Here is a 22,044-nt window from a genome sequence, read left to right as displayed (position 1 = left end):
GAACCGTCGTCCGGAGCAAGGAACAGGACATGAAGATCGCTGAATTGGGCTATCTGCTGGTTGGAGCACCGGAGGTTGCCGAATGGAAATTCTACGCTGAAAAGGTTCTGGGGGCCATGGCTCTGGATGGACCGGCGGGTGCGCTCTACGTGAAGATCGATCACCGCGCCTTTCGCATCGCGATCCTGCCGGGCCAGGACAATGGCCTCATCGCCAGCGGCTGGCTTGTCCAGACGGAGGATGACTTCCATGCGGCGAGGGCCGAACTGACGGATGGTGGCGTCGAACTGGTCGAAGGAACGGCGGAAGGCGCGCAGATAAGGCAGGTCCAGGGATATTTTTCCTTCAAGGATCCCGAAGGTCACAGCCATGAACTGGCCTGGGGCCCGATATCGGATTTCCAGCCCTTCGTCTCCCCCGCTGCCGTCAGCGGCTTTGTGACCGGTGATATGGGCCTTGGTCATGTCGTGCTCACGGCAGTCAAGGATTTCAAGGCCGAAGCCGACTTCTGGACCAGCCTTGGCGGCTTTTCTCTGTCGGATATCCTGCATGTCCCCATGCCGGACGGGAATGCCAGGGTGCATTTCCTTCATTGCCGCAATCGGCGGCAGCACAGTCTCGCCTTTGGCGAACTTCCCATACCGGGGGGCTGCATCCACATCATGCTGGAGGTCGGGAGCATCGACGATGTAGGCCGGTGCCTGGACCGGGTCGCGGAACATGGCGTCAAGGTGACCGCCACATTGGGCCGCCATGTCAATGACGACATGATCTCCTTCTACATGATGACACCGGCGGGCTTTTCGCTCGAATATGGCTTTGGCGGAAAGCAGATGGACTGGTCGGAACATGTCGTGTTCGAAACGACACGGGGCAGCGATTGGGGCCACAAATTCCAGTGATCGCGGGTTGAGCAAGCCACGTGCTGTACCGGACCGCCTGAAGCGGTCCGGTACAGCACGAAAACTTCAGAAACAAAAATCCGGCAGGAAGGGACATAAACGTCCGTTTCTGCCGGATTTAACATTTTAGCGCATTAAAGTCGGATCAAGTGCTGCGCGGCGTCTTCTTGACCTGCTGTCCTTCGGCATCGAACATCTTGATAACGCGCTCGGGGCAGGCGAGCGAGCCGCGGAAGGCCGCGACTTCCTCGCCCTCCGGCACGTCGAAGCCCGTCGTGGCGATATAGCCGCTCTCATCCAGCTTGAAGAGGTGCGGGGCGACGTTCGCGCAACGCGCATGGCCGACGCACTGGTCCTTGTCGATTACGATCCGATATTTCATGATTGCTCTCTATATGGTGGTCCGGGATGGATCAGCCGGCTATCGCAGCTTCCAGTATTTCCTTGCGCGCGCCGCCATCCTCCGCGCTGGGGACGCCCGGAATGATGTAGCGACCTTCGCTGCGGGCCAGAATGTCGGCCGCTGCGGAGCGCGGATTGTAGAACTGCCTGTACCAGGTCCTGACTTTCAGGAAATTGCCGTCGCCCGGCATTTGCATCGGCCTGAAACACGGCATCTTGTTCGACCAGATCTCGAAATCCTGCGCGAACGCGTCGCAACTCATCTGCTGTTGCGCCTTCGCCGTCGCGATGTCCTCCTCGGTGGGGTTCCTGTCGCTGGGCTTGCTCAGAACCGCATGCCATACGAACACGGATCCGTCATCGATCGGCGTGTGACAGATGAACATGATGGAATCATTGGCATTGTTCGCCACGTAGCGGGAAAGCAGGATGCCCGGCCCCGTATAATATGTGTTGAATTCCGACATGCCTGCATCCGCGCCGAGCAATTCATGGCGTCCGCCCAGCAGTTGCTGCGCGACATGGCCGTGAAGGATCGTTTCGAAATAATAGAATTTGGTCGTGGCATGCACGGGCGCCAGATGCTGGATGTCGCCGATATTGTCGACAACCTCGATCGGATGGAGGTTCATCGATCCCAGATGGTCGATGTCCCATTTCACATAATGGGGATCATCCCATTCGGGGATGGCGGGCAGGTCATAGTCCGGTTCGCCCCCCTCCGGATCATGCCAGTGGAACACGACGCCATAACGCTCCACGACCTTGAAGGATTTCAGTTTGGCGAGCGGCGGAATCTTGTCGGAATAGGGAATCTTGTTGCAGACGCCGTCTGGCCCGAAGCGCCAGCCATGATAAGGGCAGTGGATCGATTCACCCTCGATCTGCTTGCCCTGCTGGGCCATGAACGAGGTCGAACTCTTGCCGATATGGGTGTTCATATGAGGGCAATAGGCGCTCACCATGTGCAGCTGACCGCTCTCGCCCCGGTAGATCACCATGTCCTGTCCGAAAAAACGGACCGAATAGGGCGATTTTCCGATCTTGCTGGCTTCTGCGACCATGAACCATCCGCGCGGGAAGGTGAATTCCCCCAGACCATATTCCGCAGTTGTCGCCATTTTACTCTCCTGAAGGTCCGCTATGATTGCCGCCTGTGCGGTCAGACCGTGATCTCGATCTTCTTGAAGCCGGCGATCGTGCCGATATCGTCGCCCAGTTCGACGCCGCCGTCGACCAGCTTGTAATTGGGCGCTTTTTCCAGCAGGACCTGGAACATGGTCTTGGCCTCCAGTCGCGCCAGATGCGAACCCAGGCAACGGTGTGGCCCGACGCCGAAGGAGAAATGACGGATATTTTCCCGGCGGAAGTCGATCTCATGGGGATTTTCATAGTCGTCGGGATCGCGATTGGCCGCGGCCCAGGACATGAACACCTGTTCTTCAGGCTTGATGACATGGCCCGCCACGGTGATTTCCTTGGTCGCGCGGCGTGAATTGCCTTGCGTTGGCGGGAAAACGCGCAGGAATTCCTCTATGGCGTTGTCCAGAAGCTCGGGATGATCGATCAGCTCCTGGCGGCGCTCCGGATTGCGCGCGAGATAGACGCTGGCCATGCCGAACAGCGCCTGCGTGGTGTCCAGCCCGCCGCCCAGCATGATGAGGATGAAGCTGTCAATCTCATCGACGCGCAGCTTCCGCCCGGCCATGTCCACATTATAGAGATATTCGATGACGCTGCCGGGAACCGGATCGTCCTTCAGACGGCGGATTTCGGTCCGCATGCGATCGATCATGACCGCCATGTCCTTCAGGCGCTCTTCCATGGGAAGGCGGCTGTAGATGAGCTGGTGGAGCGGCGGCGCATAATGCTGCCAGTCCTCCGGCGGCAGGCCCGCCAGCTTGAGCGTCATGATGCCCGTGAGCGGCAGGGCGAAGTCCCATTTGAGGTCACCGCCGCCCTTGGCGACGATCTTGTCCATCAGCTCGTCGGCCACCTGGCGGACATAGGCCGCGTGCAGCTTGACCTTGTTGGGCGAAAACAGCGGATTGAGGATGGCGCGATAGTCGTAGAGTTCGGGCGGATCGACATTGATGGGGATCATCAGCGTCGGTTCGAGCGCAGGGATCACCTCCGCCGGCCAGTTGGAAAAAACGTCGGCGTTCTTGGCGACCTCCAGGCAATCCTCCGCCTTCGTCGCGACATAGAATCCGCCATATTGGGTGCTGTGGGTGAAGGGGCATTTGCCGCGCATGTGCATCAGGATGTCGATCGAATTGCTGCGATATTCCTCGCTATGATGATCGAAATCACTGGCGAGCTTGTCCAGCGTCGCTTCGGAAAGGTCTTTGGTAAGCTCGAACACAAATAGCTCCCTTAAGGAAGGTCTGATATGGCCTGTCCACTAGCACGGGGAACGGCGAATGTGTGTCGTCCACTCGGACGAGGCATTGGCAAAGATTTTTCCCCTATGTCGGATGATGCCCAACAAGGCTGAAAAATCCGCGGGAGAGAGTTTCATGCCGTCAGCACCCCGCACGCTGGACGACCTGGTCGCCATCCACAGCGTGTCGCAGCTCAAGGCTCGTTATTTCCGGTTCATGGACACCAAGCAGTGGGACTTGTGGGAAGCGCTGTACACGCCGGACGCGGTGCTGGATGCGCGCGACGACGGGCCGGCGATGGCGAAGCTGGGCTTCCCGGCGGCGCCGGCCGACGCGCTGCTGTTCCGCACGGCAAAGGGCATTCGCCAGGCCGTGTCCACGGCGCTGGAGGGGGTTCGCACCGTCCATCACGGGCATATGGGAGAATTCGAAATATTGGCGCCGGATCGGATCAAGGCCATCTGGGCGATGCAGGACATCATTCGATATCCGGCAGGTGCGCCCACGCCGATACAGGGCTTCGACGGGTTCGGCCATTATGAGGATCATTATGTGTACCGCGATGACAAATGGCTGATCGAGAGCGTGAAGCTGACCCGGCTCGTCCTGATGCCCGTTTGACCCTGATGCCTGTTTGACGATGTCGCGCTATGAAGGAGCCGGGATGGCTGAAATGATGGAATATGACGTTCTCGTCGTGGGGTCGGGCGCGGGCGGGATGGTGTCGGCGCTGCGCGCTCACGATCTTGGCCTGCGGGTGGCGGTGATCGAAAAGGCCGATCGCTTCGGGGGCACGAGCGCCGTGTCCGGCGGCGGCATCTGGATTCCCAATAATCCCGCCATCGCGCAGAATGACAGTACCGAACTGGCCATGGAATATCTGCGCGCCTGCACCAAGGGGCGGGTGCCTGACGCGAAGCTGCAGTCCTATGTCGTGAACGGCCCCCGGCTGCTTGACGAACTGGCGAAGTGGAAGGTCGGCTATTTCAGCGTGCCTGGCTATGCCGACTATATGCCCTGGCTGCCGGGCGCGTTGCAGACCGGCGGCAGAACCATGATGCCGTTGCCGTTCGACGGGCGGCTCCTGGGAGACGAGATCTTCAAGATGCGTGAACCCCACCCGACGCACAAGGTGCTGGGTCGCATGCAGATCGACCTGACGGAAATGGGGCCGCTCATCCGCCGCAACAGTACCTGGTGGCTGACGGCAGGCAAATTGGTGTTCCGTTACCTGCGCGACATGCCGTTCCGCCTGAAGAGCAGGCGGGACCGTCGGTTGACGACGGGCAACGCCATGATCGGCGCGCTGCGCAAGGCGATGATGGACAGGGACATTCCCCTGTTGCTCGACACCCGACTTGTCGGCTTCACCGAGGAAACGGGCAGGGTGACGGGCGCCACGGTGTCCAGGCGCGGGCGCACCTATGATATCAGAGCGTCGAAGGGAGTCATCGTTGCGTCGGGCGGTTTTGAAAAGAACCAGACGCTGCGCGACCGGCATATGCCCGTGCCTACGCCCGTCGATTTCAGCCTGACGCCAGGCCTGAACAACAGCGGAGACGCGCTGATCGCCGGCGAGGCGATCGGGGCGGACAGCGAATTCCTGGACCAGGCATGGTGGGTTCCGACGATGCGCGTTCCCGCGCCCGGCTTCAACAATGCGGACATGCGGGCGGCCTTCTTCATGGAGCGGGGCTATCCCCACACCATGTGCGTGAACAGAAATGGGGAGCGTTTCGTCAACGAAGCCATTTCCTACAATGATTTCGGCGCAGAGATGATCGCCGACCAACAGCGGACGGGCGCCAACACGCCATGCTGGATGATTTTCGACGCCACGGCGCGGTGGCGCTATCCGATCGGCGTTGTCATGCCTCCCGTCATCATGCCTGACATGCTCGTCCCCCGCGAATGGTGGGACAATGTGCTATACAAGGCCGGTTCCATTCAGGAACTCGCCCGCAAGATCGAGGTCGATCCCGCAGTCCTGCAACGCAGCGTGGAGCGCATGAACGGCTTTGCCGAAAGAGGCGTGGACGAGGAGTTCCACCGCGGCGAAAATGCCTATGACATGGTCTTTGGCGATCCCCGCAACGCACCCAATCCCTGCCTCGGCAAGATCGAGAAGGCGCCCTTCTACGCGATCCCGGTCGACCTTGGCGACATCGGTACGAAGGGCGGGTTGCGCACGGACGAGAATGCCAATGTCCTTCGGCCGGACGGCACGCCCATCGAGGGGCTTTACGCGACCGGCAATGTGTCCGGCGCGGTCACCTATGATTCCTATCCGGGTGCGGGGGGCACGATCGGGCCGGCGATGGCCTTCGGCATGGTTGCCGCGGAACATATCGCGCAACGCAACAGCAACAGCATGGGAGCTCGGCATGGCGAGTGATGCGAACAGTGCGAGCGGCGCGCGCGAATTGGTGGACATGCGCGACGCATCCTCGTCCGTCGTGGACCTTCCGCTTGACGCCCGTGCGGCTGGGCCGGTCGACGCCGTCTATGATGCGATCGTCATCGGCTTTGGCCTTGCAGGCGCCAGCGCCGCGCTGGAGGCGGCCGAACAGGGACTGAAAATATTGTTGATCGACCGCTTTCAGGGCGGCGGCGCAAGCCAGATGAGCGGTGGCATCGTCTATGCGGGCGGCGGCACGCATGTCCAGAAATCCTGCGGCGTCGAGGATAGCCCGGCCGCCATGGCCGATTATCTGCGAAAGGAGGTTGGCGGCCTCGTTTCGGATGAAGCTGTTCAGCGCTTCTGCGATGACAGCCTGGAGACGCTGGGTTTCCTGGAAAGGCATGGCGTCAATTTCAGCGGTCCCAAGGCGCCCAAGAAAACATCCCACCCCACCGACCAATATTATCTCTATTTTTCCGACAATGGCACGGTGCCCGCCTATATGGGCCAGCACGCCCCGGCCGAGCGCGGCCATCGTACCAAGAATCCCGCCAAGGTCCCCGGTGCTCCGCCGCTGCCAGGAAAGAAGCCGCATGGCGGCTTTTCGGAAGGCGCCGACATGGGCTGGTATCTGATGGCCGCGATCAAGCAGGCGGTTGCGAAGAACCCGCTGATCACCGTGTTGCCGCAGGCCCGCGCCAGGCGGCTCATCGTAGAGGATGGCGTCGTGGTTGGCGTGCAGGTGGACGCCATTCCCCAGGGTGGCCTGAGCAGCCGGGTCCATCGTTGGGCCGAACGCCTTGCGAACAAGCTGACATTCCAGGTCATGCAGGTTCACCGTCCCTTCGCTGCCCTTTTCCGCTCGATCGAAAAGCTGTCTTCGCGCCCGCGCACATTCCGCGCGCGCCATGGCGTGGTCATTGCGGCGGGCGGTTACATCCGCAACCGGGCGATGATGGCCCGCTATGCCGCGCCCTATGTCCGGACGCTGCCGATCGGCTCTTTCGGTGACGATGGCGCGGGCATCCGCCTGGGCGCCTCCGCTGGCGGGGTCGGCGATCATCTCGACCGGATATCGGCATGGCGCTTCATCAACCCGCCCTATGACTGGACGAAGGGCGTCGTTATCGGCGCCTCGGGCGATCGACTGACGAATGAGGAGCAATATGGCGCGCATCTGTCGCGCGCCATCTATGAGCAGTCCGACGGTCGGGCATGGCTGGTGGTGGACGACGCGATCTGGCGCGCGGCCTTGCAGGAGGTCAATTCGGGCGATCTGTTCGAATTCCAGAAATTCCCCGTGAAGCAGGCGCAGAAGGGCGCGAAGAAGGCCGGCAGCATTGCCGAGCTGGCGGGCAAGATCGGGGTGCCGGCTGAGGCGATGGAGGCCGCCATAAGGGCCTATGGCGAGGCGGCGCGGTCTGGCGCGCCCGATCCCATGGGCAAAAGCGACGCCTGTCGCCAGGCCTTTGGCCCGGGCCCCTACTATGCCATCAATCTTCGCCACGAAATGCCGATCAGCCCGATCACGGCCCTCAGCACCGGCGGGCTGCGCGTCGATGAACATTCGGGCGGCGTCCTGGATGAAAGGGGCCAGACCGTGCCCGGACTCTATGCTGCGGGACGTTCGGCCATTGGCATTCCCTCGAACAACTATGTCAGCGGTCTGTCGCTGGCCGATTGCACCTGGTCCGGCCGCCGCGCCGCCAGCGCGATAGTCAAGCGGTCCCGAGCGGACGGGCAGGGCGAAGGCAGGGATTCAGCCTTGTCGCCCGGTGCTGCGGTGGAGGCGGGATAGGGCGATTTTCCAGCGATCGGACCCGATCGTTGAAAATAGCGGGAAACAAGGAATCCGGCGCGGGATTCGATCTCATTCAATCAGATCGAAACCCGCGCCGGAGGATCGGTCTGACCTTCGTCCCGCTGTTCGGTGAACCGATCTAGTCGGTTCCCGTCCTGTCTGGCGCGATCCTTTCGGCTGGCCCCATGCGTTCCTCCCCGGAAAACAGCCGGTCAAGGCGGGCGCGAACCTCCTGCCGATATCCTTTCCTGTCGACCGGGCGAGCGGCTCCGATGATGATCTCGTCCCCGATGGCGGCCTTGATCCGGTTCAACGCGTCTTCATCCAGGATCCCCGCCCCTCGAAGTTCCACGCAGAGCTGAACCAGCCCCGCCGCCGTCGCCTGCGCTCTCAGGCCGACATTGGTCAGATCATGGTGCAGTTTCTTCTGATTACCGGCGCCGATCGACATGGCGGTTCCCGTCCTTGCAAGAGGTCAACAGCAGACCGAATGATCCATCGGGGGCATTCGATCCTGTTCGTCGTCATCTTCGCCTGATCTGGATCATTTGTGCTGCATCAGTCTCCGGCGGCTTTCGCTCAGTCCTCCGCAGGCGGCGTCGAGCAGGCGAGCGGCCTTCAGATAGAGGTGGGCGTCGCATTCCGCGCTGAAACCCATGCCGCCGTGCACCTGAATATTCGTGCCCGCATTCTCTCGCGCCGCCCGCAGGGCGAGGTTGAGCGCCGCATCGGCCTCTCGTTCCGCCTCCGCATGCCCCTCTGTGAAGGCGAGCGCGGCGAAAGTCGTCAATTCCTTGGCCGCGTGCGCCATGATCGCCATGTTGGCGCAATGATGCTTGACTGCCTGGAACGCCCCGATCGGTTGACCGAATTGTTCACGCACTTTCGCATATTCGACGCCGCGCTCGCAGCATTCGGCGGCGATCCCGGCGAGCAGCGCCGCGATCACGAGCCTGCCGCGAACGGCTGTATCCCGGCTGGCGTCGAAAAGCAGCGGTTCTTCGACGGCAGTACGCAAAACGGGGCGTCCCCAATGCACGTCGTCATCGATCTCCAGCGTCCCGTTGGCGCGGATCTCGACGCCTTCGCGGGTCATCGCGACGAGGTGGGTCGCCCCCTCCGCGTCGATCGCCCGGCCGACGCCCTGTGCATGGCCATGCAGTGCAAAGGCCGCGCGGGCTTCCCCCGCCAGCAGCGCCCCAACGGTATCGCTGTCGCCTGCCTTGTGGAAGGCATGGGCCGCGATCACCGTGGCGGGATAGTTTGTGGAGATCAACTGCCGCCCAAAATCCTGCGCGGCCAGAACTTCCTCCAGGGCGGAGAGGCCGATGCCGCCCGCCTCCTCCGGCACGCTGATGCCGAGCCAGCCCAAGTCGACAATGGATTGCCAGCGGTTCGGTTCGCCATCCGGGTCGTCGCGCAGACGCGAGACGGGCAAGACCGTCCGAACTGGCCGCGTAAAGCTGTCGACCAGCTCATGCGTATCGCCCAGGCTACGGAATATCGTCATGATTTGCCCCTCGGCAGTCCGAGAACCCGCTCGCCGATGATGTTGCGTTGAATTTCTGCCGTGCCACCCGCGATCGTCTCGGAAAACGCATCCAGATATTCGAAGGCCCAGCCATGGTCGCCGGCGAGCGCTGGCGAACCGATGCCGTACAGGTCGATCGCCGCATCGGACGCGCGCTTGGCGAGTTCGGCGAAATAGAGGCGGATCAATGATCCTTCCGAACCGGGCGTGCCCGTTTCGCTGGCAAGGGCGAAGCTGTAGGACATGGCCCGCAGCGCCGCGGCATCCGCCAGCAGATCGGCCAGTCGGGGCGCGAGCATCGGGTCGGTGCAGTCCCGCGCCAGCCTTTCGATCTTGTCGACCAGCCCGATCTGAAGCGCGAGGGACGCGGTGCCCCGTTCGAAACCGAGCGTGGCCATCGCCGTTTTCCAGCCATTGTTCAGTCCGCCGACGACGGCCTGATCGATGGGCAGACGGACCTGATCGTAGAAGACCTCGCAGAATTTGGCCGGGCCCGCCATGGTTTCGATCGGACGGACGGTGATGCCCGGCAGGTTCATCGGGCAGATGACCCAGGTGATGCCCCGGTGCCGTTCCGACCCCGGTTCTGTTCGGATCAGCAGTTCCTGATAATCGGCAATGTCCGCATAGCTGCTCCAGATCTTCTGGCCGTCGATGATGATCTCGTCGCCCTCGACGCGTCCCTGCGTGCGCAGGCTGGCAAGGTCCGACCCTGAACCAGGCTCGGAAAAGCCCTGACACCAGATCGCCTCGCCCGACAGGATCCTGGGCAGGTGAAAGGCCTTTTGCGCGTCGCTGCCGCAGGCGATGATCGTCGGCCCTGCATGGTTCACGCCGACGAAGGACGCATTATGGGTGCTGGGCGCCCCGGCGCGGGCATATTCCTCAAACCAGATGATCTGCTGCGCGACGGGGAGGCTGCGGCCGCCAAATTCGCTCGGCCATGTCAGGCCGGCCCAGCCGCCGTCATACATTTTCCGCTGCCAGTCCAGGACATAGCGGCGGGATTCAGGACCATCCAGCGGCGCGGCATGGTCGGGGATATTCGCCTCAAGCCAGTTCCTGGCCCCGGCCCGGAACGCGGCCAGCGCGTCATCTTCGGTGTTGGATGTGGTCGCCATGGGTCAGGCCGCGTCCGCCCAGCTCAGCTCGGCGGCCGCCCGTGCCTGCCCGCCGCTGCCGCCCAGTTCCCCGAGAAGCGCCTTGAGGCGGTAGGTCCAGAGATGCAGCGGAAATTCCAGCGTCAGGCCCATGGCGCCGCAGAATTGATGAAGATCATATGTGAAGAGCGGAATGGCGTCCTGAGCGTAGGTGGCCGCCATCGCGCAGATGGCTTCATCGTCCGACCATGCGGCGCGCAGGGCGAGCCATTTCGTGGCATTGGCGGTGGACGCCGCCGTCGCGAGGCGATGCTGCACCGCCTGGAACGAACCCAATGCGCGGCCGAACTGCTTGCGCGTCTTCACATGCTCAAGCACGGTGTCCAGTGCCGCCTGCATCAGTCCGGCCGCTTCGACCGCGATCGACAGCCGCCAGCGGCGCAACACGGGGGCGACCATGTCGCGGCCGAAGCGCTGCACTGCAAGTCCATCGACGCTCTCCAGCCTGCCATAGGGATAGGCGAACAGGCTTTCGACCGGAACGACCCTGTCCGGAGTGAGGGAGATCAGGCTGACATTTTCATCTTCGACGACGATCAGGGAACGCGCGTGCGGCAGGAACCGCGCAGAACCGAGCGGCGAACCGCGTAGCACGGCCAGGGGGCGCTGCAGCGCGTCGATGGGGAACAGGGGACCGACCAGCGCGGACGTCGCCACTTCGGCGCACAGCGGCAGCCGGGCGATGCGTTCGACGATCAGAGCCGCGTCAAGCGGCGAGAAGCCGTCTTCCCTGGCGATGTCCAGAAAGCCCGACGCCGCCAGTTCGGCATCCAGCGTTTCGGAAAAGGCGACAAAGGTCGCATGTTTGGGCGGCTCGATCTTCTGGGTGGTGATGAGCTGTTCCAGCCCGTCCAGAATGGCGGCCTGATTGTCGTCTGGTTCAAAGTTCACGGCTTTACTCGCTGGGAAGATCGAGGAAACGGCGGGCGGCAAGGTTGAGCTGGATCTCCGCAGCGCCGGAGGCGATGCCTGCCGCGATGGCGCGCTGGTGATGGGCCTGCTGCATGGGATCGTCGCCCAGCATGCCTTCGGGCATATATTCCAGCATGAAATCGGACACTGCATGGTCCGCCTGGACCACGGAAAAACGGGCAAGATTGCCGAATGCCGACGGCGGTGCGCCCTTGGCGCGCTCATCGACCACGCGATAGACCATCATCCGCGCCGCTTCGCATTTCGCCAGCACGCGGCCCGCCCGGTCCTTGATGACGGGGTCATCGAACCGGCCGTCGGCCTTCAGCTTGGCAATCGCCCGGTCCAGAATGCGTCGCGCGAAGGCGTAACGCGGAATGCCGATGCGTTCGTTCTGAAGCGCGTAGTTGATGATTTCCCACGCCTGCCCCTCGGCGCCGAGCCTGTTTTCCTCCGGCACGAAAACGTCGTCGAAGAAGAGTTCGTGAATGTCGCCCTCCCCGATCAGCGCGTCGATTTCCTTGACCTGGATACCCTTGCTGGTCATCGGGACCAGAAGGATCACGATGCCGGCCTTGCCGGTCCCCGTGCGGGCAAGCAGGAAACAATGATCCGCCAGCCCGGCATAGGAGGTCCAGACCTTCGCGCCGTTGACGACATATCCGCCGTCCACCTTTTCGGCGCGGGTCTGGAGGGAGGCGAGGTCGGATCCGGCCGACGGTTCGGAAAAGCCCTGGCACCAGATCACATCGCCTGCGACGATATCGGGCAGATAGCGCTGCTGCTGCTCCGGCGTGGCATAGCGCATCATCACCGGGCCGATCCAGTTGACGTTCATATATTGGGGGCCTCTGGGTTCGCCCGCCGCCCAGATTTCTTCCCCCAGGATGAAATGGTCCCACGACTTTCCGTCTTCGCCGCCGAACGCGCTCGGCCAATGGGGGATCAGCATGCCTTCCCCGGCCAATGTCTTGCAGAAGGACTTGGAGAATTCCGTCTGCTGCCGCGACCCCGGACCGTGCACGGCGATCTCGTTCCAGTCGGATGGAAGGCTTTCGTCCAGAAGCTTTCGGACCCGGTCCCTGTAACGGACCTCGTCCTCATTCCATCCAAACTCCATTCCAACTCTCCAGTTTCTCGATCACGGGGAAAAAGCGGCACCTGGAGATGCGGTTGGCACCGAAAGGTTCGGGGCACCACGTCTTATAGGACTATGACGGGTGGGCGGGCTGGTTTTACCGCTTGCTTCCGGACGTTCGCCTCGTGCCACGGGGTGCCGGCGCAACCCGCACCGCGGCGATCGACCACCTTGCCCCCGTCAGAACAAAAGGGACCGTTGATGTCCGCAGATCTTTCTTCCTATGCGCATTTCGAGGGGCTGGCCTTCGAACGTCCCGCCCCCCATGTGCTGCGGATCACGATAGACAATCCAGCGCAAATGAACGCGCTCAATCAGCCCCTGCTGAAATCCATTCACGGAGTCTGGGGCGTGCTGGACAGCGATCCGCTCACCCGCGTCGCAATCATCACCGGCGCGGGGCGATCATTTTGCGCGGGGGGCGCCTTTGATGCCATGCCCGATGGTGCGCAGGAAAAGGGCGTTCAGTTCAATCATGATTTCGCCGAGGCGCGTGTCCTCGTCAACAACATCGTCAATTGCCGCAAACCCGTCGTTTCGGCGATCAACGGCCCGGCTGTGGGCGCCGGCCTCGCCATCGCATTGCTGGCGGATATTTCGGTCGCTGGCAGCACCGCCAAGCTTTTCGACGGGCATCTGCGGATCGGCGTGGCGCCCGGCGACCATGCGCTGCTCATCTGGCCGCTGCTGTGCGGCCTTGCCAAGGCGAAATATCATCTGATGACCAACCGTCCGGTCACGGGGGAGATGGCAGAGGCCATGAACCTGGTGTCCCTTTCCGTTCCGGACGAAGAATTGCAACAGGCGGCGCTGGCCATTGCGGTGGACCTTGCCGCCACCGCGCCGACGGCGTTGCGCATGACCAAATATCTGCTGAATTCCTTCCTGCGCAAAAATCAGGATGTTTTCGATCTTTCGGCAGCGTTCGAGATGATCAATTTCGGCAGCGCCGAAAATCAGGAAGCGATGCGGGCCTATCGGAATCGTGTGGCGCCGGAGTTTGACGATCGGGGTAGCGGCTTCTGGTGAAGTCGTGGAGAAGAACTTTCCGATTTTCAGCATGCTCGCCCGCTGATGCGGGACATTTTTGCAACGGAGCGGGAAAAATTGCCGTAATGCCCGTGAGTACCCGCGAAGTAGTCCGATCGGACGAAAGAAGAATCAGAAAGAAAACTAATCGGCGCAGAATATCCAAGGAATTCCGTTTCCGTTTCAGGGCCATGCTGAAACGGCAGGGTGATGTTCGCCACGGAATTTCGAGGAAGTGGCAAGGCGACGGAACTTGTCGCTGAAATTTCAAATTCTAGGAGTTGGAATGTGAGGAAGGTCGTATTTTTATCGTCTACCGCGATTTTGTCCCTGGCGGCTTTCGCGAATCCGGCCATGGCGCAGGAGCCGGCTGCAGCCGCGTCCGCCCAGTCCGAAGCAGGCCAGAACGACACGAACCAGCTTGAATCGATTGTCGTTACGGCTCGCCGGGTCGAGGAAAACCAGCAGAAGGTGCCCGTGGCCGTCACCACGCTGACCGCCAGCGCGCTGCGCGAGCGGAATGTGAGTTCGGTCAGCGATCTGCAATATAACGTCCCCAATCTTCAGATCAAACCGAGCACGCTTTATCCCTCGCAGGTCGAGTTCATCCTACGCGGCCAGCGCCAGGTGCTGTACACGGATGAAAATGTGGTGACATATGTCAACGGCGTACCGCAGGGCACGCGCGGACTCATCCTCTACGATATGGAAAATGTCCAGTCGCTCAAGGGCCCGCAAGGCACCCTGTTCGGCAAGAATTCCATGGGCGGCGCCATGGTCTTCACCACGACAAAGCCGAAATATGATTTCGGCGCAGAGGGCACGTTCGATTACGGCAACTACAACCTGATGCGGTTCAATGGCGTCGTCAACGTGCCGTTGGTTGACAATGTCGCAGCGCTGCGTATCGCCGGCCAGGTCGAACGACGCGACGGCGTCTACAAGAACAGCTATCCGGGGATGCACGATCTGGGCGATCGTGACAATGACAGCCTTCGGGCCACCCTATTGCTGCAACCCAGTTCCCGGTTCGAGAATCTCCTGACCGTGGACTACCAGCGCCGGAACGAAATTCCCTATCCTGCCATCATCGAGGCCGCTCCGCTCAACGCGACCGGCTTTGCTGCGCTGGTCTCCAACCTCACGCAGCAGGTCGTCACCCAGCAGAGCGCGCTGGGCGGTGGCACGGCGCAGGTGCAGGGCAATCTGCTGGTGCGGACCGGAAGCCCGTTTAACGTCAACATGCTGACGGGCATCAATCGGGTCATTCCCGGAATCGGGCCGATTGCGCCTGGCGCCACGCCCATCACCCCCGTCAACGGTTTCGGATCGAAGGTGAGAACCTGGGGTGTTTCGAACAGTTCTACCTATGAACTGAGCGATGTCATCACGCTGAAGAACATCTTCGGATACCGTGAAGAGCGAGCAAGCGACCATTCCGATCCGGCCGGCATATCCGGTACGACAGTCGACACCTCGCTCTTCCTCAACTGCGTGTTCGATCCCACCGGCGCATGCAACGGCGGGGTGCCGTCGCCGTTCCCCGGTCAGTTTTCGAACAACAACACCAACATGTTCAATAACATAAAAACACTGACGGAAGAATTCCAGGTCATTGGCAAGACCGACAGTCTGAACTTCATCGCAGGTGGTTTTTACAGCCATAATAGTCTGCTTTATACCGTCAATTCCTACTTCTCGGTCGGCCCGCTTTCGCTTTATCCCTTGCAGACGCGCCATGCCACGGCGACGACCAAAAGCGATTCCTATGCCGTGTTCGCGCAGGGCACCTACGATTTCTCGAATTTGGGACTGGAGGGCGTTCGCCTGACCGCCGGCGCGCGCTACACCTGGGACAAGCGTGATTATTTCAGTGAAAATTTCTTCTCTGCAAGCAACGCGGCGCAACAGCAATTCGCTTCCTCCCCCGGCGCGATCTGTAATGAGCTGAACGGCAGCGCTGACGGTGTGACAGGGGTCAATGACGGCACGAATTGTTCGATTTCGGGCAATCGTACGTACAGGGCCCTCACATGGACCGCGTCTCTGGAATATCAGGTCACGCCGCAGACCCTGGTCTATTTCGCCAACCGCCGCGGGTTCAAGGCCGGCAGCCCCAATCCGACGACCCGCTCTCCGCAATTCGCCTTCTTCAATCCGGAGCGGATCACGGATTACGAACTGGGCTTCAAGCATCAGGGGCGCCTGGGTTCCGTTCCCTATAGGCTCAATGTCGCGGGCTTCATCGGCAAGTATAAGGATATCCAGACCCAGAATATCCTGACTTTCTGCAGCGACAGCATCAATTGTAGCTCCGCTCAGGGCACCTATACCGATCTCATCGTGTTCAATGTCGGGCAGGCGACGATCAAGGGCGTGGAAGTGGAAGCGTCGGTCAAGCCCTTCCCCGACCTTACCCTGGATGTCGGTTATTCCTATCAGGTGGGGCGTTACGGGAAAGGCTCCATCCTGCCGCAGCCCACCGACGCCACGAAGCCGATCTTCAACGGCAACCCGATCGACTATACCGGTGGCACCGATCTCAACGGTCGGGAATTTGCCGGCGTGCCGCGCACGACTTTAAACGTGGCGGCGACCTATCATGCCAGCTTCATCCCGGAGAGCTTCGCGAAAGTCTCGCTGAGCGGCAATTACTCCTATCGCGGCAATACCAAGGGGTTGAGCGTCCAGGGCATCTACCAGACGCCCGCCTTCGGTATTTTCGGCGGCCGACTGTCGTTCAACGAATTGTTCGAAACGCCGATGTCGCTGTCCTTCTGGGCGCAGAATCTGACGAACAAGGACCACAAGCTGTACTGCGCCGACAACCTCTACAGCATCGGCTATGCCTCCTGCCGTTGGGGTGAGCCCCGGACCTATGGCGCCACGCTCGGCTTCAAGTTCTGATCGATTGGATCTCCGCCCGGCATGGTTTCGGGCGGAGATCTTCCCTTATGGGACATAGCCCGTAGCGGCTTGTGAAGCAGAGCTGCCCTCTAGAGCGATTTCCAGCGATCGGAACCGATCGCTGATCGAAACCCGCTCTAGTCTGCCCGGACGAAGGGATGATGTCGGGTCAGGGATAGTCTGTGTCGCCAGAGGATAGGATGGCTGGGAACGGACATGGCGCTGCCAGGTGATATCGATCGGTTCATTCGCGATTATGTCCGCGCCTTCAACGCGCGCGATCTGGACAGCGTGGCATTGCTCTATGCGGAAGATGCGACCCTGGAGGACCCGGTCGGCAGCACGGTCGTGCGCGGCAGGTCGGCCATACGCGCCTTCTACGAGCAATATAAGGACCAGCCATCCTATCTCCATTATTCCGGTGATTGTCGTGTCGCGCAATCGGCCATCGCCTTCTCCTTCGTCGCCTGCATCGGCACTGGAGCCGACCTCCACGTCGTTCGGATCTTCGACAGTTTCCGGTTCGACGATGCGGGCAAGATCAACGAAATGCGCGCCTTCTGGGGTGAACCCGACCTCGGCGGCATTGTCGAGGACCAGGCGCCGGGCGCTCCCTTGCTGTTGCCGCTGGCCGGGCGTGTGGCACTGGTCGCGACTGGCGGCACATCGATCGGTCATGCCTGCGCGCGCCTTTTGGCGCTTGCCGGCGCACGCGTGGTCGTAAGCGGGGACTCCGAATCCGCCCGCGAACGCCTGGTTGAAGAGCTTCTTTCTGTCGGCGGACAGGCGATCGCGATCTCCGGTCCTGCGCAAGATGCACCGTCCCGCGCGATCGATCTGATGGGGCGGCTGGATCATGTGGTGAATGTCGCTACAGAAAAGGATGCGACTGTCCGGTGGAACGGCGCGTCGCAAATCGCCGCCAGTGGGCGATCAGGCGCTATCGTGGATATCATGTATTCGGACCCCGTGACGATCGCGCGGCGGCCGGCGGGCAACGGCATTAGGAGCAATGCCCTGATCGTCGATGGCGGACATGCAGTGTCGGAAGAGGCCGCGGCGCGCGTGGCGAATGCCGCCCTGATGCTGTTTCTCCCCCAGGCGGCAGCGATCGACGGCCAGACTCTGCGCGTCATCTGATCCAGGAACGGCGCCTCCGCGTCACCTGCCTTAGTCTCTACGGACCATGCAGCAAGGCGTCCCCAACTCTAACCAGTTCCGAAGACAAAAAGGCGAACGGGAGACGTTGATGCCGGTAAAGATGATGGCATTTCTGAAGGCCAGGGAAGGCATGTCGCGGGCAGCCTTCATTGCCCATTACGAAACTCGTCACGTGCCGCTGGTCCTCAGCATCATGCCCGGGATTGTCGATTACCGGCGCAACTTTCTTCCTGAGTCCGTGGGCGGCTTCGACGTGGTGACGGAAATCTGGTTTGCCGATCAGGCGGCCTTCGACAAGGCGATGGCGCTTGCCAGTCAGCCCCCCGGCGGCGACCTGATCGCGGAAGATGAGGAAAAGCTGTTCGACCGCTCTCGAACGCTCGTCCGCGTGGTCGAGGAACGAGGCGGGCCGATCGCGGACTGATGGCGGAACAGGGCCGGTCTGGGGCATCGCTCTTCGGGGAGCGACAGAAGAAGGAAAGTGGACGGCGATGGCTGCGCATGGATTGGATGAGCCGGACATGGAACTCAGTCCCTTGTTCGATCCCTTTGAAATCCGTGGGCTCAGGCTGAACAACCGCATCGTCATGCCCGCCATGGGACGCCATTTCAATGACGATGGCGTGCCGAGCGAAGCCTATGTCGATTATTTCCGCCGCCGCGCCGCCGCTGGCACGGGCCTGCTGATCACTGAAGTGGCCTCCGTCGAACATCCCGTTTCGCAGGCGCATCCGGGTTACGCGCGTCTGCATGGCGAGGATGCGCTGGAATCCTATGGCCGCATCGTGGAGGCGGTACATGGGGCAGGAGGACGGATCATCCCTCAACTGGTGCATTGCGGCACCGTCCGCGAAGTCGGAGCGTCGCCCAATCCCGATCTGGCGCCGCTCAGTCCGTCGGGCCTGTATCTGCCCTTTGAATCCTTTGGCGACAAGCCGGCGGTCAGGCAGGTGGCCGAGCCGGCGTCCGTCAAGGATATCGACGCAGCCATTGATGGTTTCGCCCGCAGCGCGCGCTACGCCAGGGCCCTGGGTTTCGATGGTGTGCAACTGCATGGCGCCCACGGTTATCTGATCGACCAGTTCTTTTGGGACAAGATGAACCGGCGCCAGGATGCTTATGGCGGCAGCCTGGTCGATCGCACCCGCTTTGCAACCGAGGTCATACGGGCAGTGCGTGAGGCCGTCGGCGAGGATTACCCCGTCTTCTTTCGCTGGTCCCAATGGAAACAGCAAGATTATTGGGCGAAGCTGTGCCAGACGCCCGCTGAACTGGAAGACTTCCTGACTCCATTGTCGGAGGCGGGCGTTGACATATTCGACTGTTCGACCCGCCGCGTATGGGAACCCGAATTCGATGGCAGCCCGCTGAATGTGGCCGGGTGGACCAGGCGGATCACCGGCAAGCCCACCGTGACCGTCGGCTCGATCTCGCTGGATCATGATCCGCTGCCGAGCAAGGAAGTGGGTGACAGGCCGGCCGAGCGGCAATTGCATGGCCGTTGCCCGCGCAGCATCCGGCATGTCGTGGGCATGCTTGGGCGGGGTGAATGTGACCTTGTCGCTGTCGGGCGAGCTATGATCACCAATCCGGACTGGACCCGCGATCTGCGCGACCGGCGGTGGGACAAGCTGGGCAATTATTCCGCGGACGCCCTGGCGAGATTGCACTGATGCGGTTCAAAATCCGGCCGTCTCGCCGACAGGGAAGCACGCACGGACAGGATATTGGAGGATGACCATGGCAGAAGAGACAGTGCAGCCCGTTCGGCCCGATCATGTGCCAGCCGATCGCGTTTACGAATATGACCTGTATGAAGCGCCCCGCGAGGTTACGAGCGATTATCAGATCGATATCGTCCGCCGCCTCCACCGGGAGGCGCCCGATATCTTCTGGACGCCCAAAAATGGGGGCCATTGGGTCGTCACCCGCGCGCGTGAGATTGACATGTGCCAGCGCGATGGAGAACTGTTTTCCATGCAGGACGTCGTGCTGCCGGCCGGCGCGAAGCCGTTCATCAATATTCCGCTGGAAACCGATGGGCCTGCGCATTCGGCCTATCGCAACGTCCTGCAGCCTGCATTCACGCCCGCCCGGATCATGCAACTGGAACGGGATATCCGCGCCCTGGCGATCGAGCTGATCGAAGGGTTCGTCGACAGGGGCGAGTGCGAATTCGTCGGCGAATTTTCCGCCATCCTGCCCATCGAGATCTTCATGCAGCTTGCCGATCTGCCCAAATCCGACAAGGCGGATCTCATGAGGTGGGCGGATGCCTCGGTCCACCCACGGACGCTGGAGGAACGCATCTGGGGCTATGGCCAGATGTCCGCCTATATCGAGGCGTTGATGGCCGAGCGGGCGGACGGTGCGCGTGAGGACGTCATTTCCATGATTATGCGCGGGCAGGTGTTTGACCGGGGAATGACCCATGAGGAACGGCACAGCATGATCCTGAACGTGTTGCTGGGCGGGTTGGATACCGTGATGGCGACCATGGGCGTCATCGCGCGCTTCCTTGCCACGCATCCCGACCATCGCCGGCAACTCAGGGAAGATCATGCCCTCATACCGCGGGCGATCGACGAACTGATGCGCTTTTACGGGGCGACCGGAACCGCGCGCGTGGTCACCCGCGATATCGAACATGATGGCATCCTGTTCCGGAAGGATGATCGGATCCTGATCCAGACCATGTTCCATGGCCAGGATGAGCGGCGCTTTGACAATCCGGACATCGTCGATTTCAACCGCAAGGATGTCCGCCACGCAACCTTCGGGCAGGGCAAGCATCGTTGCATCGGCGCCATGCTCGCCCGGCTTGAAATGCGCATCTTCATCGAGGAATGGCTTCAGCGGATTCCGGAATTCGACGTCGCCGCCGATGAATGTGCGATATTGGAGCGCGGGATGGTCAATTCCATGCGGAAACTGAAGCTGGTGTGGCCCCGTCTCGGCTGAAGGGCCGCCCTGGAGGGCCGCCTGACCCCTTTGGAGTCATCCGGGGCGTCAGGCGGCGGGTTCGTTGACCAAGGCCCAGAAATCGCGGCGGGGATCGGAACCATCCCAATGGTCCGCAATGTCGACGATCGCGCGATAGACCGGGTCGAGCGGGCTGGGCAGCGCGAGCTGCAAAAGAACAGCGTCTGGATTTTCCTGCGGCTCATAATAGGATTCGAAGGCGTTTCCGGCTTCATCGACATATTCCATGTGCGGCTTCAGGTGCAGGCCGCGTGCCGCCGCGTCCCCGACCGTGGCTTCGAAATCATTGCTGAAATAAGCCACATGGTGCAGGCCGCCCGAGGGGTGGCGGTCAAGGAACTCGGTGAAGGTCGAGCGCCTGTCGTCGTCCTGGCTCACCAGTTCCGTCAATTGTCCGGCAATGACGACGAAGGCGGCCGAAACATGGATGCGGATCAATTCCCCCCGGAAACGCGCCGCCATTTCTGTACCGCGGATGAAATGCGCAGGGCCGATCCCCGATGCCAGCAGCCTGTCCACGGCCGCGTCGATGTCGGGAACGACATAGGCGACATGATAGGGTTTGGCGTCGATATATATGCTCATGCCATGACTTCCCGTGCATGTCCCGGCTTCTGCCGGGAGGGCGTCATCCTGTCCGGCGGTCCCGCCTTCTATCGCTCGATCCGGGCACGGCCCGCGACCAGATTCAGTACTTCATAGGCGGGATCCTTGACCGAGCGGGAACCCTGGATGAAGAGATCGCCCCGCAGGAAATCCTCGCCGATGGGGGCGCTGGAGGACCATTCGGAAACGCAGCGCCGATCCTTGATCGCCCAGACGCCGTCGCGTCTTTCCATGACATCGACATAGCGGCCGACCATCATGTCGAGCATTTCCGTTCCGTCGGCGTCACGGGTCAGCGAAGCGAAGAAGGTCGTTTCCGCACCCGCCCTGTCGCCGTCCACCCTGATCCGGGACTGGCCGAGCAGATGGGTCGCATTCTTCCAGACCGAACTCAGCGAGTCCGTGACCGCGTCGGCGAACTGGGGGCCGGTCATCTTCATCGGACCATGATCGTCCCAACTGTCGGGATGATAGACATCCTCCACCGCGTCGCGATCGCATCGGTCGCAGGCATGGACATAGGCCTCGATAACCTCGCGAATCTCGAAATGATCGACGAGGCGCTGCACTTTGGGGTCCATTTCGCTCTCCCATTTTTATCGCGATCTGACCCGCATGATGCACCAATGCCGCATCGGCATCGTCCGATCGAACGTGGTGCCGGCGCGAAACGCATGCTGCTGTGTCGCTCGACGGCCGGAAATGCGATCTTTTGTCGCGATCTGCGC

At 61.5% G+C, this 22,044-nt stretch carries 21 protein-coding genes; 10 read left to right on the top strand and 11 right to left on the bottom strand.

Annotated elements, in window-relative coordinates:
• Nucleotides 1–29 precede the first annotated feature (29 nt).
• Nucleotides 30–902 (top strand): VOC family protein, encoded by an 873-nt coding sequence (locus MRBLSP13_RS02445; RefSeq protein WP_363736516.1) that lies wholly within the window; start codon nucleotides 30–32, stop codon nucleotides 900–902.
• A gap of 145 nt (nucleotides 903–1,047) precedes the next feature.
• Here the strand turns inward: MRBLSP13_RS02445 and MRBLSP13_RS02440 are convergent, their stop codons facing one another.
• Genes MRBLSP13_RS02440 through MRBLSP13_RS02430 form a run of 3 tightly spaced genes read right to left on the bottom strand, consistent with a single transcriptional unit; the run spans nucleotide 1,048 to nucleotide 3,669 of the window.
• A complete protein-coding gene (locus MRBLSP13_RS02440) occupies nucleotides 1,048–1,284 on the bottom strand; it encodes a ferredoxin (protein WP_363736515.1) in 237 nt (78 codons plus the stop codon).
• Nucleotides 1,285–1,315: 31 nt separating this feature from the next.
• Entirely contained in the window at nucleotides 1,316–2,425 is a 1,110-nt protein-coding gene (locus MRBLSP13_RS02435) for a Rieske 2Fe-2S domain-containing protein (protein WP_363752463.1), read from the bottom strand.
• A gap of 41 nt (nucleotides 2,426–2,466) precedes the next feature.
• A complete protein-coding gene (locus MRBLSP13_RS02430) occupies nucleotides 2,467–3,669 on the bottom strand; it encodes a cytochrome P450 (RefSeq protein WP_363736513.1) in 1,203 nt (400 codons plus the stop codon).
• A gap of 154 nt (nucleotides 3,670–3,823) precedes the next feature.
• On the opposite strand from MRBLSP13_RS02430, the gene MRBLSP13_RS02425 reads away from it, so the two are divergent.
• The 3 genes from MRBLSP13_RS02425 to MRBLSP13_RS02415 are packed head-to-tail and all read left to right on the top strand — an operon-like array spanning nucleotide 3,824 to nucleotide 7,887.
• Nucleotides 3,824–4,309, top strand: coding sequence for a nuclear transport factor 2 family protein (locus MRBLSP13_RS02425; RefSeq protein ID WP_363752460.1), 486 nt, complete (start codon nucleotides 3,824–3,826; stop codon nucleotides 4,307–4,309).
• Between the two features lie 43 nt (nucleotides 4,310–4,352).
• The gene (locus MRBLSP13_RS02420; RefSeq protein WP_363736510.1) at nucleotides 4,353–6,083 is read left to right on the top strand and encodes an FAD-dependent oxidoreductase; all 1,731 of its coding nucleotides are present in this window, start codon (nucleotides 4,353–4,355) and stop codon (nucleotides 6,081–6,083) included.
• Nucleotides 6,073–7,887, top strand: coding sequence for an FAD-binding protein (locus tag MRBLSP13_RS02415; RefSeq protein WP_363752457.1), 1,815 nt, complete (start codon nucleotides 6,073–6,075; stop codon nucleotides 7,885–7,887). The genes MRBLSP13_RS02420 and MRBLSP13_RS02415 overlap by 11 nt, the downstream gene beginning before the upstream one ends.
• Before the next feature lie 142 nt (nucleotides 7,888–8,029).
• Here MRBLSP13_RS02415 and MRBLSP13_RS02410 read toward each other — a convergent pair whose 3' ends face one another.
• The 5 genes from MRBLSP13_RS02410 to MRBLSP13_RS02390 form a co-directional block, all read right to left on the bottom strand.
• A complete protein-coding gene (locus MRBLSP13_RS02410) occupies nucleotides 8,030–8,341 on the bottom strand; it encodes a hypothetical protein (RefSeq protein WP_133651476.1) in 312 nt (103 codons plus the stop codon).
• Nucleotides 8,342–8,434: 93 nt separating this feature from the next.
• A complete protein-coding gene (locus tag MRBLSP13_RS02405; RefSeq protein WP_363736507.1) occupies nucleotides 8,435–9,400 on the bottom strand; it encodes an acyl-CoA dehydrogenase family protein in 966 nt (321 codons plus the stop codon).
• Nucleotides 9,397–10,542, bottom strand: coding sequence for an acyl-CoA dehydrogenase family protein (locus tag MRBLSP13_RS02400; protein WP_363752454.1), 1,146 nt, complete (start codon nucleotides 10,540–10,542; stop codon nucleotides 9,397–9,399). The genes MRBLSP13_RS02405 and MRBLSP13_RS02400 overlap by 4 nt, the downstream gene beginning before the upstream one ends.
• Before the next feature lie 3 nt (nucleotides 10,543–10,545).
• Nucleotides 10,546–11,472 (bottom strand): acyl-CoA dehydrogenase family protein, encoded by a 927-nt coding sequence (locus MRBLSP13_RS02395; RefSeq protein ID WP_363752452.1) that lies wholly within the window; start codon nucleotides 11,470–11,472, stop codon nucleotides 10,546–10,548.
• Between the two features lie 4 nt (nucleotides 11,473–11,476).
• Nucleotides 11,477–12,613 carry an acyl-CoA dehydrogenase family protein gene (locus MRBLSP13_RS02390; protein ID WP_133651472.1) on the bottom strand — a complete coding sequence of 379 codons (1,137 nt, stop codon included), beginning with the start codon at nucleotides 12,611–12,613 and terminating at the stop codon, nucleotides 11,477–11,479.
• Between the two features lie 219 nt (nucleotides 12,614–12,832).
• Between MRBLSP13_RS02390 and MRBLSP13_RS02385 the strand changes: the two genes are divergently transcribed.
• Entirely contained in the window at nucleotides 12,833–13,660 is an 828-nt protein-coding gene (locus MRBLSP13_RS02385; RefSeq protein WP_363736501.1) for an enoyl-CoA hydratase/isomerase family protein, read from the top strand.
• 26 nt (nucleotides 13,661–13,686) lie between these two features.
• On the opposite strand, the gene MRBLSP13_RS02380 is transcribed toward MRBLSP13_RS02385, so the two are convergent.
• The gene (locus MRBLSP13_RS02380; protein WP_363736499.1) at nucleotides 13,687–14,016 is read right to left on the bottom strand and encodes a hypothetical protein; all 330 of its coding nucleotides are present in this window, start codon (nucleotides 14,014–14,016) and stop codon (nucleotides 13,687–13,689) included.
• On the opposite strand from MRBLSP13_RS02380, the gene MRBLSP13_RS02375 reads away from it, so the two are divergent.
• The 5 genes from MRBLSP13_RS02375 to MRBLSP13_RS02355 all read left to right on the top strand — a co-directional run bounded on the left by MRBLSP13_RS02375 (nucleotide 14,015) and on the right by MRBLSP13_RS02355 (nucleotide 20,689).
• A complete protein-coding gene (locus MRBLSP13_RS02375; RefSeq protein WP_363736498.1) occupies nucleotides 14,015–16,567 on the top strand; it encodes a TonB-dependent receptor in 2,553 nt (850 codons plus the stop codon). The genes MRBLSP13_RS02380 and MRBLSP13_RS02375 overlap by 2 nt on opposite strands.
• Nucleotides 16,568–16,783: 216 nt before the next feature.
• Entirely contained in the window at nucleotides 16,784–17,707 is a 924-nt protein-coding gene (locus tag MRBLSP13_RS02370) for an SDR family NAD(P)-dependent oxidoreductase (RefSeq protein WP_363736496.1), read from the top strand.
• Nucleotides 17,708–17,816: 109 nt separating this feature from the next.
• The gene (locus MRBLSP13_RS02365; RefSeq protein WP_363736494.1) at nucleotides 17,817–18,152 is read left to right on the top strand and encodes an EthD domain-containing protein; all 336 of its coding nucleotides are present in this window, start codon (nucleotides 17,817–17,819) and stop codon (nucleotides 18,150–18,152) included.
• 67 nt (nucleotides 18,153–18,219) lie between these two features.
• On the top strand, nucleotides 18,220–19,401 hold the full coding sequence (locus MRBLSP13_RS02360) for an NADH:flavin oxidoreductase (protein ID WP_363736492.1): 1,182 nt from the start codon (nucleotides 18,220–18,222) through the stop codon (nucleotides 19,399–19,401).
• A gap of 67 nt (nucleotides 19,402–19,468) precedes the next feature.
• Nucleotides 19,469–20,689 (top strand): cytochrome P450, encoded by a 1,221-nt coding sequence (locus MRBLSP13_RS02355; RefSeq protein WP_363752450.1) that lies wholly within the window; start codon nucleotides 19,469–19,471, stop codon nucleotides 20,687–20,689.
• Between the two features lie 48 nt (nucleotides 20,690–20,737).
• Here MRBLSP13_RS02355 and MRBLSP13_RS02350 read toward each other — a convergent pair whose 3' ends face one another.
• Both MRBLSP13_RS02350 and MRBLSP13_RS02345 read right to left on the bottom strand, forming a co-directional pair.
• Nucleotides 20,738–21,295 (bottom strand): VOC family protein, encoded by a 558-nt coding sequence (locus tag MRBLSP13_RS02350; protein ID WP_363752448.1) that lies wholly within the window; start codon nucleotides 21,293–21,295, stop codon nucleotides 20,738–20,740.
• Between the two features lie 68 nt (nucleotides 21,296–21,363).
• Entirely contained in the window at nucleotides 21,364–21,897 is a 534-nt protein-coding gene (locus MRBLSP13_RS02345; protein WP_133651465.1) for a nuclear transport factor 2 family protein, read from the bottom strand.
• Nucleotides 21,898–22,044: the final 147 nt, after the last annotated feature.

This window comes from Sphingobium sp. LSP13-1-1.1 (assembly GCF_040676415.1).
GTDB lineage: Bacteria > Pseudomonadota > Alphaproteobacteria > Sphingomonadales > Sphingomonadaceae > Sphingobium.
The sequence above is the reverse complement of the archived record's forward strand: the minus strand, read 5'-3'. Positions and strand labels throughout refer to the sequence as shown.

Coding starts and splice junctions, on each gene's coding strand:
- MRBLSP13_RS02405 (WP_363736507.1), bottom strand. CDS start 9,400: ATGACGATATTCCGTAGCCTGGGCGATACGCATGAGCTGGTCGACAGC.
- MRBLSP13_RS02370 (WP_363736496.1), top strand. CDS start 16,784: ATGGCGCTGCCAGGTGATATCGATCGGTTCATTCGCGATTATGTCCGC.
- MRBLSP13_RS02410 (WP_133651476.1), bottom strand. CDS start 8,341: ATGTCGATCGGCGCCGGTAATCAGAAGAAACTGCACCATGATCTGACC.
- MRBLSP13_RS02390 (WP_133651472.1), bottom strand. CDS start 12,613: ATGGAGTTTGGATGGAATGAGGACGAGGTCCGTTACAGGGACCGGGTC.
- MRBLSP13_RS02350 (WP_363752448.1), bottom strand. CDS start 21,295: ATGAGCATATATATCGACGCCAAACCCTATCATGTCGCCTATGTCGTT.
- MRBLSP13_RS02420 (WP_363736510.1), top strand. CDS start 4,353: ATGGCTGAAATGATGGAATATGACGTTCTCGTCGTGGGGTCGGGCGCG.
- MRBLSP13_RS02365 (WP_363736494.1), top strand. CDS start 17,817: ATGCCGGTAAAGATGATGGCATTTCTGAAGGCCAGGGAAGGCATGTCG.
- MRBLSP13_RS02445 (WP_363736516.1), top strand. CDS start 30: ATGAAGATCGCTGAATTGGGCTATCTGCTGGTTGGAGCACCGGAGGTT.
- MRBLSP13_RS02440 (WP_363736515.1), bottom strand. CDS start 1,284: ATGAAATATCGGATCGTAATCGACAAGGACCAGTGCGTCGGCCATGCG.
- MRBLSP13_RS02355 (WP_363752450.1), top strand. CDS start 19,469: ATGGCAGAAGAGACAGTGCAGCCCGTTCGGCCCGATCATGTGCCAGCC.
- MRBLSP13_RS02385 (WP_363736501.1), top strand. CDS start 12,833: ATGTCCGCAGATCTTTCTTCCTATGCGCATTTCGAGGGGCTGGCCTTC.
- MRBLSP13_RS02360 (WP_363736492.1), top strand. CDS start 18,220: ATGGCTGCGCATGGATTGGATGAGCCGGACATGGAACTCAGTCCCTTG.
- MRBLSP13_RS02415 (WP_363752457.1), top strand. CDS start 6,073: ATGGCGAGTGATGCGAACAGTGCGAGCGGCGCGCGCGAATTGGTGGAC.
- MRBLSP13_RS02345 (WP_133651465.1), bottom strand. CDS start 21,897: ATGGACCCCAAAGTGCAGCGCCTCGTCGATCATTTCGAGATTCGCGAG.
- MRBLSP13_RS02400 (WP_363752454.1), bottom strand. CDS start 10,542: ATGGCGACCACATCCAACACCGAAGATGACGCGCTGGCCGCGTTCCGG.
- MRBLSP13_RS02380 (WP_363736499.1), bottom strand. CDS start 14,016: ATGGCCGGATTCGCGAAAGCCGCCAGGGACAAAATCGCGGTAGACGAT.
- MRBLSP13_RS02435 (WP_363752463.1), bottom strand. CDS start 2,425: ATGGCGACAACTGCGGAATATGGTCTGGGGGAATTCACCTTCCCGCGC.
- MRBLSP13_RS02425 (WP_363752460.1), top strand. CDS start 3,824: ATGCCGTCAGCACCCCGCACGCTGGACGACCTGGTCGCCATCCACAGC.
- MRBLSP13_RS02375 (WP_363736498.1), top strand. CDS start 14,015: ATGGCGCAGGAGCCGGCTGCAGCCGCGTCCGCCCAGTCCGAAGCAGGC.